This window comes from Psychroserpens sp. (genome assembly GCF_047633235.1).
Classification (GTDB): Bacteria; Bacteroidota; Bacteroidia; order Flavobacteriales; family Flavobacteriaceae; genus Psychroserpens.
In genome coordinates, this window is sequence record NZ_JBLIET010000066.1 from 1 (window position 1) to 10,880 (window position 10,880).

The 10,880-nt window shown below is 33.0% G+C and carries 9 protein-coding genes and 1 tRNA gene; 6 read left to right on the top strand and 4 right to left on the bottom strand.

Annotation, left to right across the window (positions count from 1 at the left end; genetic code table 11):
• The first annotated feature begins 77 nt into the window (after positions 1–77).
• Positions 78–446: a diacylglycerol kinase gene (locus tag ACJAZK_RS13885; RefSeq protein WP_415224543.1), complete on the top strand. Its 369-nt coding sequence runs from the start codon at positions 78–80 to the stop codon at positions 444–446.
• A gap of 1 nt (position 447) precedes the next feature.
• On the opposite strand, the gene ACJAZK_RS13890 is transcribed toward ACJAZK_RS13885, so the two are convergent.
• Positions 448–909 (bottom strand): hypothetical protein, encoded by a 462-nt coding sequence (locus tag ACJAZK_RS13890; protein WP_415224544.1) that lies wholly within the window; start codon positions 907–909, stop codon positions 448–450.
• A 161-nt stretch (positions 910–1,070) separates the two neighbouring features.
• On the opposite strand from ACJAZK_RS13890, the gene ACJAZK_RS13895 reads away from it, so the two are divergent.
• The 4 genes from ACJAZK_RS13895 to ribB are packed head-to-tail and all read left to right on the top strand — an operon-like array spanning position 1,071 to position 7,719.
• Positions 1,071–3,473 (top strand): DNA translocase FtsK, encoded by a 2,403-nt coding sequence (locus tag ACJAZK_RS13895; RefSeq protein WP_415224545.1) that lies wholly within the window; start codon positions 1,071–1,073, stop codon positions 3,471–3,473.
• A gap of 40 nt (positions 3,474–3,513) precedes the next feature.
• Complete coding sequence (locus ACJAZK_RS13900) at positions 3,514–4,155, top strand: LolA family protein (RefSeq protein WP_415224546.1); 642 nt, start codon at positions 3,514–3,516, stop codon at positions 4,153–4,155.
• 17 nt (positions 4,156–4,172) lie between these two features.
• Positions 4,173–6,533, top strand: a complete 2,361-nt coding sequence (locus ACJAZK_RS13905) for an LptF/LptG family permease (RefSeq protein ID WP_415224547.1) — start codon at positions 4,173–4,175, stop codon at positions 6,531–6,533.
• Positions 6,534–6,564: 31 nt separating this feature from the next.
• Positions 6,565–7,719, top strand: a complete 1,155-nt coding sequence (ribB, locus tag ACJAZK_RS13910; RefSeq protein WP_415224548.1) for a 3,4-dihydroxy-2-butanone-4-phosphate synthase — start codon at positions 6,565–6,567, stop codon at positions 7,717–7,719.
• Here the strand turns inward: ribB and ACJAZK_RS13915 are convergent.
• From ACJAZK_RS13915 to ACJAZK_RS13925, 3 genes are all read right to left on the bottom strand, one after another.
• The gene (locus ACJAZK_RS13915; RefSeq protein ID WP_415224549.1) at positions 7,716–8,909 is read right to left on the bottom strand and encodes a DegT/DnrJ/EryC1/StrS family aminotransferase; all 1,194 of its coding nucleotides are present in this window, start codon (positions 8,907–8,909) and stop codon (positions 7,716–7,718) included. The two genes, ribB and ACJAZK_RS13915, sit on opposite strands and share 4 nt — an antisense overlap.
• A gap of 7 nt (positions 8,910–8,916) precedes the next feature.
• A complete protein-coding gene (locus ACJAZK_RS13920) occupies positions 8,917–9,333 on the bottom strand; it encodes a hypothetical protein (RefSeq protein ID WP_415224550.1) in 417 nt (138 codons plus the stop codon).
• An 85-nt stretch (positions 9,334–9,418) separates the two neighbouring features.
• Complete coding sequence (locus tag ACJAZK_RS13925) at positions 9,419–10,048, bottom strand: NAD(P)H-dependent oxidoreductase (RefSeq protein ID WP_415224551.1); 630 nt, start codon at positions 10,046–10,048, stop codon at positions 9,419–9,421.
• Between the two features lie 179 nt (positions 10,049–10,227).
• On the opposite strand from ACJAZK_RS13925, the gene ACJAZK_RS13930 reads away from it, so the two are divergent.
• Positions 10,228–10,312 (top strand) — tRNA-Ser (locus ACJAZK_RS13930).
• Positions 10,313–10,880 lie beyond the last annotated feature (568 nt).

The following is a 10,880-nucleotide window of genomic DNA, read 5'->3' on the forward strand; positions in this document are numbered from 1 at the left end:
ATATATTAAATCTTATTAATAATTTTTAGAGATTCTAAAATGCTTAACTAAATTCAGCTTAAGTTAATTAAGGATCAATGTCAAAAAAAGAATCGTTTCTAATAAACCGAGTTAAAAGTGTGGGTTATGCTTTTAAGGGTGCTGTATATTTAATTAAAACAGAAGCTAGTATAAAAACACAAGTTTTTTGCGCTATCCTTGTAACCATTGCCGGATTTTATTTTAATATTTCTAATACGGAGTGGTTATTTCAAATTGTATGTATTGGCCTAGTCATGAGTTTAGAAGGCATGAATACTGCTATAGAAAGTGTCGCAGACTTTATTCATCCAGAAAGACACGAGGCTATAGGTAAAATAAAGGATATTGCTGCAGGAGCTGTTTTTATTGCTGCAATTTGTACTGTAATTACTGCTTTAGTTATTTATGTACCAAAGATTTTCTGAATTAATTAATAGTAACTAGACTTACAGTAATCAACTCATTCTCTGCCAACTTTGGCACTAGCACATGATAAGTTACGTTTGGAGCTTCTGCTGTTTCATTAAGAACGAACGATATGGATAAGGATAATTGATTGTTATCGCAATTTTTCACCAAACCGTCGTAATCAATAGTATCAAACCCATTAGTAAGTGCTTTTTTACCAATGAGCAAATCAAAAGCTTCAAAATCTATTTGAGGGGTGCACGTTCCTGTAACTAGATCATCAAAAATAGTTTGGGATCTAATAATGATAAAATCTTCTGATATATTTATATCCATTTGATAAGGCGTATTAATACATCCATACGCAACTTCGAGACTTGTAATATCAATAGTTAAAGATGTACAATCATCGTCATTAGAGCACGATTGTGTTATTAATATTAACGAAATAACAACAATAAAATTGATAATTGGTCTCATAATTTATGACGTTTATGACTAAGATACGAAAATCCTCTAATGGTTATATCAAATTTAAAACATCTCTCTAGGAATAACGTTAGTTATTTGTATTTTTGTTGAGATGCGCACGTATCTAAAATTTGAAACTTAAACTATTTCCGTTGTCACGGAAAGTGAACATGGCAAAGAAAAAAACCAAAACTAAAGGTAAACCTAAAACTACTCCGAAATTCAAAAAACCGAGTCTTAAGCTATCTAGTCAGCAAAAACTGATTTTTGGTAGCTTACTAATTATATTAGGTATTTTAATGTTTGTCGCTTTCTTGTCTTTTTTCTTTACTGGACAGGCAGATCAAAGCACACTTAGTGAAATTAGTTCTAGAGATATAAAAGCTCAAAATTGGCTAAATAAATTAGGTGCTTGGACGAGTGACTTTTTTATCAATAAAGGTTTTGGTTTGGCGTCTTTCATATTTTCTGGTTTACTATTCTTATCTGGTATTTATATCACGTTAGACATCAATAAATCAAGACTTCGTCGCCATTGGATTTGGGGAACCCTAATCACCATTTGGATTTCAGTATTTTTTGGTTTCTTCTCTCATAAATATGACACTCTTGGCGGCACAATAGGTTTTGAGATAAATTCACTTTTTCAAGATTATATAGGTAAAATAGGCACTGTTTTACTCCTCATTTTTGTTTTAATCACTTATTTAGCCATTAGATTTGGTATTAATGGAGATTCGTTTGTAAAATTATTTAAACGTGCTACGAGTGAGATTAAGAACGAAGTGAACTCAAATAATATAGACGATACTTTTGTTGTTGATAATGATTTATCTGTGGAAGCTGAAGATATTAAATCTGCATTTGACCTAAAAGTTGAAGATCCTAAACCTAAAGAATCTGTCAAAAAATCAGAACCTATACGTCAAATATTAGAACCAGAATTAAAAGTTAGTCTTACGAATGAAGACCAAAAAAAAGACAGTGACTTAAGTATGGAAATTGAAACTGTAGAAGAAGAGATTTCAGAAACTGATAATTTATCTAATAAGCTTGTTGAAGATTATGGTCAATTTGATCCTACTCTAGATTTGAGTAAATTTCAGTTTCCACCTTTGAATCTCTTAAAAAAATACGACACTGAGGGTATTACGATCAATCAAGAGGAACTTGAAGACAATAAAAACCGAATTGTAGAAACTTTAAATAACTACAAAATTGGTATCGCAAGTATCAAAGCAACGATTGGCCCCACAGTTACCTTATATGAAATCGTGCCAGATGCAGGTATTCGCATCTCAAAAATTAAAAATCTTGAAGATGATATCGCCTTATCTTTATCTGCTTTAGGGATTCGTATCATTGCTCCAATTCCTGGAAAAGGGACCATTGGTATTGAGGTACCAAATAAAAACGCAACCATTGTGTCTATGCGATCTGTTATTGCATCTCAGAAATTTCAAAAATCTGAAATGGAATTACCAATCGCTTTTGGTAAAACAATTAGCAACGAGACTTTTGTTGTCGATTTAGCTAGAATGCCCCACATGTTAATGGCTGGTGCAACAGGACAAGGTAAATCGGTTGGACTAAATGCAGTTTTAACCTCGTTACTTTATAAAAAACATCCTGCAGAAGTTAAGTTTGTATTAGTAGATCCAAAAAAAGTAGAATTAACATTGTTTAATAAAATTGAGCGTCACTACTTAGCAAAACTCCCGGATAGTGAAGAGGCTATAATTACAGACAATACTAAGGTTATTAATACATTAAATTCCTTATGTATTGAAATGGACAACCGTTACGAAATGCTTAAAAACGCTCTTTGTCGTAATATTAAAGAATACAACACCAAATTTAAAGCACGTAAATTAAATCCAAATGACGGTCATCATTTCTTGCCATATATCGTTTTGGTTGTTGATGAGTTCGCAGATTTAATTATGACTGCTGGTAAAGAAGTAGAAACTCCTATTGCACGTTTGGCTCAATTGGCACGTGCTATTGGGATTCATCTCATTGTTGCGACTCAGCGTCCATCTGTAAATGTAATTACTGGTATTATCAAAGCTAATTTCCCTGCACGTATTGCGTTTAGAGTCACTTCAAAAATTGATTCTCGTACTATTTTAGATGGCGGTGGTGCAGATCAATTAATTGGTCGTGGTGACATGTTATATACCTCCGGAAATGAGATAACACGTATACAATGTGCTTTTGTAGATACGCCAGAAGTTGAAAGAATTACTGAGTTTATTGGTGGACAGAAAGCCTATCCTGAGGCCTATTTGTTACCAGAGTATGTTGGTGAAGAAAGTGGCACAAGTCTTGATAATAACATTGAAGATAGAGATAAGCTATTTAGAGAAGCCGCCGAAATTATTGTCACTGCACAACAAGGCTCTGCCTCTTTATTGCAACGTAAACTAAAATTAGGTTATAATAGAGCCGGACGCTTAATAGACCAATTGGAAGCCGCGGGTATTGTTGGTGGTTTTGAAGGTAGTAAAGCACGACAAGTTTTGGTTACCGATTTTGTAGCTCTAGATGCTTTGTTGTCGAACGAACATTAATTGAAACGGTACATTTCCGAAGGGAATAAAAGATAAAACGATGAAACAAATAATTGTAGTATTAGCATTTTTAATTAGCAGTATAGGATTTTCTCAAGATTCTAAAAAAGCAGAAAGATTATTAAATGACGTTTATAATAAAGCCAAGGCTTATGAGAATATCTCAGTAGATTTTAAATACGTTTTAGAAAATATAAGTGAAGATATCAAACAAGAAACTCGGGGTGACGTTGTGATGAAAGACGATAAATACTTGCTTCATATTCTTGGAGTAACTAGAATATTTGATGGTAAAAAGTTATATACTATTAGTCCTGAAGATGAGGAAGTAACTATATCATCTGACAATTCTGAAGATGAAAACAGCATAACGCCTAGTAAAATGATGTCATTTTACAAAGATGGCTACAGGTATGAAATGGATATTATTCAGGATATAAAAGGGAGAAAAATTCAATTTGTAAAATTGAATCCTATTGACACTAATTCTGAAATAAAAGAAATTTTTTTAGGTATTGACGCTAAAACGAAACACATTTACAAACTGATTGAGGTTGGTAAAAACGGAACAAAAACAACGTTGACTGTTAATTCTTTTAAAACTAATGAGCCAATATCAAAAACCTTATTTACTTTTGACGAGAATAAGTATAAAGATTATTACATCAATAAGCTAGATTAAGCTAAGCCAACCTTTGCATGAAAATATTAGATAGGTACATACTTACGACCTACCTAAAGACATTTTTGACTGTGTTTATTATACTCATGTTCATTTTTGTTTTGCAGGCTGTATGGTTATATATTGGAGATTTAGCGGGTAAAGATTTAGACTCGTTTATCATTCTAAAATTACTTCTTTACATTACACCTACTTTAATTCCTTTAATACTTCCACTTACTATATTACTAGTTTCAATCATGGTGTTTGGCCAATTTGCCGAGAATTATGAGTTTGCCGCTATGAAATCTACAGGTATCTCTTTGCAACGCGCTATGAAAAGTCTTAGCGTTTTTGTCGTATTGCTTGGTATCGTGACTTTTATATTCTCTAATAATGTAATCCCGTGGGCCAATAAAAATGTTTATAACCTACGTAAAAATATTGCTCAAGTAAAACCTGCAATGGCAATCACAAAAGGTCAATTTAATGATATTGGCAGCTATAATATTAAGGTTGAGGATAAAAGTGGTGAAAATGGTGAATTCCTTAAAAATGTAGTCATTCATAAAAAGGCAGCTACAAATGCAAAGAACAGAACGGTTATTATTGCTGAAAGTGGACTACTAGAAGGAAATGAAAATTCCAATCTTATACAGTTAATTTTATACAATGGTAATTACTACGAAGAAATTGTAAATAGAGACCCAAAGCAAAACAGAAAGAAACCCTATGCCAAGAGTTATTTTGAAGAGTATACTATTAATGTAGATCTAGAAGGATTTAATGATGTTGACATGGATGACCAAAGTTATGACAACCGTTATAACATGCTAGATGTTAATGCTTTAAATTACACTATTGATAGTTTGTATGAAAAGAGGATTGTAGCGTTAAAAAACTTCTCAACCACACTATACAATAGAACATCAATGGGAACATTAGATAAGAATATATCACCTCAAAAAGATTCTATTTTTGAAGGTAATATTTTGAGCTTATTTAATGATAAAACGAAAATACAACTCCTTAATTTGTCTAAAAACAGCATTAGCAGTACAAAACAAATTATTAGTTCCAATAAGCAAAATTTCACAGCGCAAACCAGATGGAGAAACAAGCACGTAATTTCTCTTCATGAAAAATATGTTTTAGGTATAGCATGTATTATCCTCTTTTTTGTTGGTGCTCCACTAGGTGCTTTAATTAGAAAAGGCGGTATTGGACTACCCTTGGTAATCGCTATACTCCTGTTTTTAACCTATCATTTTATTGGTATTTTTGCGAAAAACAGTTCCTTAGATGATTCAGTAAACCCTATAGTGGCATCATGGCTATCTACTGCTATTATGTTGCCATTAAGTGTTTACCTAACGAGACGCGCTACAAAAGACAGACCTTTGTTTGAATCTGAAGGACTTTTAAACCCTCTAAAAAAACTATTCGGTATCAAGAGTAAAATACTCGTTTTTGACACCAATGTACTTGATACTAATTCTGAAGAATACAGTACATTGTTGGGCTATGATAATAGTAAACTAATTGATGTCGTCAAGCATTATAGACAATACGATTATGATATTGGTTATAAGAATTCATCCATTGAGATATTGGAGTCTAGAGGTATCACCAAACAAGAATTAAAATTTGGAGGTAACCTAACCGATCATGCCTACGAAGAATCTTTGAGACTCAAATATTTATATGAAGAGAACTCTAAATTGGCGTTTATACTTTACTTTATTGCAGTAATCTTTACACTCCCTGGAGCTATTTTAAAAAATAACGGTTTTCCTACAATTGGTGATTCGTTATATATAATTGGTTTATGTATAGGTGTTATCTATTTATTTGCACTTATCAAATCCTTTATAGATAACTCGAACTTGAACAAACAACTTGGAGCAAATAATGTATCAAACGTAATTATTTTTCTATTACTTGGATTACCCCTTTATTTTATCTTTTACTTCTTTCAAAAGAAAAAGATTAATGAAGATTTAAAAATAAGCGCCATTAAAAGTGCAAGCACGGCTCCTGAAATTTTAGACATAGAAGGATTTAAATCAAAGCATAAAGAGTATAAAACCTATGCTAAATACGCCTTAATATGGTACTCATTTGCAGTGGTACTAGGTGTTTTATTCTTCGTGTTTAAAAACAATAAATTACCAGCCGTTGCATCTGCTTCAATTGAATTATCTGCTGTCTCAAGTTTTCTTTTTTTAGTATATTCAATTATCTCGTCTATAACATTTAATAAACTCTACGTGTTTATAAACCACTCAAAAAACACGAACACTATTCTCTGGACCATTTTAGGGTTTGTAATCTACCCTGTTATTTATATTTCAAGACAGAAGAAAATCACTGAAGACGCTTCAACAGAGAAAAAATAAGCTATATCTTTGCATTTCAAAACATATAATAATGACGACATATACTACCCAAAGTACATCAAAAACTAAGTTAAATACAATTGAAGACGCTATTCAAGATATTAAACAAGGTAAAGTTATTATTGTTGTCGACGATGAGAACAGGGAAAATGAAGGGGACTTTCTAGCGGCTTCCAGTAAAATCACACCTGAAACTATAAATTTTATGGCCACTCATGGCAGAGGTCTAATTTGTGCGCCTTTAACAGAAAGCAGATGTAAAGAATTAGATTTACATATGATGGTAACGAACAACACAGACCCTATGGAAACTGCTTTTACCGTTTCTGTTGATTTAAAAGGAAATGGTGTCACCACAGGCATCTCTGCTGCTGATAGATCAAGAACTGTTCAAGCGCTTATAGACCCTAATATGAAGCCATTTGAATTGGCAAGACCAGGACATATTTTTCCGCTTGTTGCCAAAGATGGTGGTGTTTTAAGACGAACCGGTCATACAGAGGCTGCTATAGATTTTGCACGACTTGCTGGCTTGGAACCTGCTGGAGTTATTGTGGAAATTATGAATGAAGATGGCACAATGGCTAGACTTCCTCAACTTATGAAGGTTGCAAAAAAGTTTGATTTGAAAATTGTGTCTATTGAGGATTTGGTTGCTTACCGTATGGAACACGATTCTCTAATTGAAAAGAAAGAAGATTTTGATATAGAGACACGCTTTGGAAAATTCAGATTGCGTGCCTATCAACAAACCACTAATAAACAAATTCATATTGCACTAACAAAGGGCGTTTGGTCTAAAGACGAGCACGTATTAACTCGTATTAATGCAACCTTAGTAAATAATGATATATTAGGCACGCTTACTAATAATGTGGATGAAAAACTTGATGATATGTTTAAGGTTATCAATACCGCAGAAAAAGGTGCGATAGTCTTCATCAATCAACAAGCACAATCTATGAATCTTCTAAAACGTTTAAACATCTTAAAAGACACGCAAGTTGAAGACAAAATCGTGAAAGCTCCAAGTATTGGAATGGATTCTAAAGATTTTGGAATTGGTGCTCAAATTCTTCATGATTTAAATATCCATAAACTCAGACTTATCTCAAACACGCAACAAACCAAACGTGTTGGAATGATTGGTTATGGTTTAGAGATTGTGGATTATGTCAGCTATTAAAGTGAAGCTTTTATAGCATTTACCATTTTAAGAGCGCGTTCTTTAACCTCGACTTCAGTCCATGACAGTTTAATTAGGCATGATATATTTCTACCTATAAAATGATCAGACTGTTCAAATTTTGCATGCTTAATATTTTCTAGACCTTGCCTTACTTCCGAAGATAATGGAAACAATGATTTTGCATCTTTAAGATGATGCCACTCTCTAATATAGTGCCAATTATTATCAAAATAATTCCAACATACATCAACACCATTATCTTTAAAAGCACTAGATACTTTTCTAGATGTTTCTAAATCTGGCAGAAAGAAATTTAAAAACGCATAGCTTTCCTCTCCACCTTCAGGAACCCGTCTAAACGTGACTTCTGGTAGTACAGAAATAGCATCACGAAGTATCGTATAATTCTTTTTTTGAAGCGCAATAAACTCTGGCAAACGTTTCACTTGAGCCAATCCAACAGCAGCATTTAATTCTGAAATTCTAAAATTATAACCTAAAAACGGATGAGTTTCTGCTCCTCTATCGTTTCCTTCGTGGTCATGACCATGATCACTGTAATGATCTGCATGAAGATAATAGTCTTTCTTGTTCGTTATAACTGCGCCTCCTTCACCACAGGTAATGGTTTTTACAAAATCGAATGAAAAACAACCTAAATCGCCGATACTGCCCAACGGTTTACCCTTATAAGTGCCACCAATTGCCTGACAAGCATCTTCAACAAATAAAAGGTTGTGTTTAGTACATATACTTTGAAGTGCATCTAAATCACCCATACTACCACACATTTGAACAACCATAACTGCTTTGGTCTTTGGTGTTATAGCTGCTTCTACAGCCTTAGGATCTAAGGTTAAAGTGTCATCTATGTCGACTAAAACAGGAATAGCGCCTAACATCATGATGGCCTCAAAACTAGCTACAAAGGTAAATGTTGGTATAATGACTTCGTCTCCTGCCCCAACACCAGCAGATGCCAATGCTACAGATACTGCGGCAGTACCACTAGAAACGAGCTGCACGTGATTTGTTTTAAAAGTATTTACAAGTTCTGCTTCTAATTCTTTTGCTTTCCAATGGCCATTTCTCATGCCATCAAAACCGTAGCGCATTAACACACCGTTATCTAGAACGTCATTAACTTCTTTACGTTCTAGGTCACCAAATAATTCAAATCCAGGCATGTGTAATTTAGAGTTTTGAGTTTATTAATAAAATAAAGGACTTAATGTTTTCGGCATTGAAATCGATTAAAGGTGCTCCAATCTTATCATTATATTGATTTACTAAAGCTAAACCTTGAGTAGAACGTTTATTAAGATAATGAATTCCCAAACGTGTATTATAAGATTGACTATCAGAAATATCTACTTTTAAAAGTACAACTTGAGAAGCTATGTTTTTGTAAGCTTCCGAAGAAAAAAACACTTCGTTTAAAATTTCAGAAGCTTCCGTTTTTTGATGGTCCGTAACAAAAGCTAAGATAGGCATGTCTTGAGTTTTCGATAGTTCTAAAGCCACTTTATAATCTGTTATCCAATTGTTTTTATCTTGAGCCGACAATTGCATTGTAAAGGCTAATGCTAAAATGAATAATACTTTTTTCATTATGAAATTTATGTGTGTGCGAAATACTTCGCCATTACGGTTTAAACAAATATAATTAAATCAAAAGCACATTAAAAGGTTTTACCTACATTTCTATAACAGCGTCGTTAAGTTGTTTCCTAACCTTCTTAAAACTAGAAAACTTATCATCTTCTGCTCTAAATCCAACTGGCAATAGTAATACAGATTTAAGGTTTTTATCTTGAAGTTTTAAGACATCATCAAATGCTTGAGGATTAAATCCTTCCATTGGACAAGAGTCTATTTGCTCTATAGCACAAACAGTCATCAAATTACCCAAAGCGATATAAGCTTGTTTTATTGACCAGTCTTGACGTTCTTCTATGGTTTTGCCTTCCATTGTTAACTTAAGATTCTTTTTAAAAGGCTCTAAAATTGTTTCTGGTGTTTCCCTAATATCCTTAACATTACCAAAATGTATATCAATATCAGTATCCGTAATATTATCTTGGACACAGATAACTAATAAGTGCGACGCGTCAACGACTTGCTTCTGGTTGTAAGCATGTGGCACTAATGCTTCTCTAGTTTCTTTACTTTTTATAACTAAGAGACTCATCGTCTGTAATCCAAAAGAAGTTGCTGTAAGATTAAACGCTTGTTTTATAATATTTATTTTTTCTTCGGAAAGTATTCTTGAGGCATCAAACTTTTTGGTAGCATACCTCCATTTCAATTGATCTATAGTATTCATGTCTGTTTTTAATATTTCTGCAAAAATAAGCTTTGATCTTTCAAAAGCTCATTATGTCCTATAAAAAAAATCTATCGTTCTATTAAAATACTTCAAAAAAAGCTACCTTTTATTTGAAAGAATTAAAAAAGGGTTCTATATTTGCACTCGCATTTGAGGATACCTCAATGACACACTTCGGAGAGTTGGCAGAGTGGTCGAATGCGGCAGTCTTGAAAACTGTTGAGGGTCACACCTCCAGGGGTTCGAATCCCTTACTCTCCGCTTACTGAATCCGTAAATAGCTATAGAATAGTGTTTTACGGATTTTTTGTTTCGAAAACTGAACGATTCTTGTATTGTAGATTTATTACTTCGTATAATTATGGCTATTGAAAACACATAGCCATACTCAATACGGTTTCTCCTACATCAAAGGGCATCCCTAATAAAAGATACCATTTCATATGACGTTATAGAGGAACAACTATTACATTCTTTTGGCCATTTGGGTCAATATGATGGTGTTTTCTAATTCATTCATTAATATTTATAAAACCGATACTATAAAATTTTCTTAATTGACACTCTATTTACTTACTTGTAATTAGTTCTTCTAAATTTTCAATTTGAGAGGTTTATTGTAACGCCTGGTTACTTTGTCATTTTTATACACGATAGTTAGAATTAGGTAGCCCTATTTTGGGACAAGTTCACATTGTTGCCATGACTACTTATAAGAAGACAAAACATCCTCTAGATGCTTAGGAATATAATTGAGATATATACAACATATGTTATATATATCCTATATTTGGGTGTATATATAACATATGTTGTATATACTATTGTT

Coding starts and splice junctions, on each gene's coding strand:
- ACJAZK_RS13885 (WP_415224543.1), top strand. CDS start 78: ATGTCAAAAAAAGAATCGTTTCTAATAAACCGAGTTAAAAGTGTGGGT.
- ACJAZK_RS13890 (WP_415224544.1), bottom strand. CDS start 909: ATGAGACCAATTATCAATTTTATTGTTGTTATTTCGTTAATATTAATA.
- ACJAZK_RS13895 (WP_415224545.1), top strand. CDS start 1,071: ATGGCAAAGAAAAAAACCAAAACTAAAGGTAAACCTAAAACTACTCCG.
- ACJAZK_RS13900 (WP_415224546.1), top strand. CDS start 3,514: ATGAAACAAATAATTGTAGTATTAGCATTTTTAATTAGCAGTATAGGA.
- ACJAZK_RS13905 (WP_415224547.1), top strand. CDS start 4,173: ATGAAAATATTAGATAGGTACATACTTACGACCTACCTAAAGACATTT.
- ribB (WP_415224548.1), top strand. CDS start 6,565: ATGACGACATATACTACCCAAAGTACATCAAAAACTAAGTTAAATACA.
- ACJAZK_RS13915 (WP_415224549.1), bottom strand. CDS start 8,909: ATGCCTGGATTTGAATTATTTGGTGACCTAGAACGTAAAGAAGTTAAT.
- ACJAZK_RS13920 (WP_415224550.1), bottom strand. CDS start 9,333: ATGAAAAAAGTATTATTCATTTTAGCATTAGCCTTTACAATGCAATTG.
- ACJAZK_RS13925 (WP_415224551.1), bottom strand. CDS start 10,048: ATGAATACTATAGATCAATTGAAATGGAGGTATGCTACCAAAAAGTTT.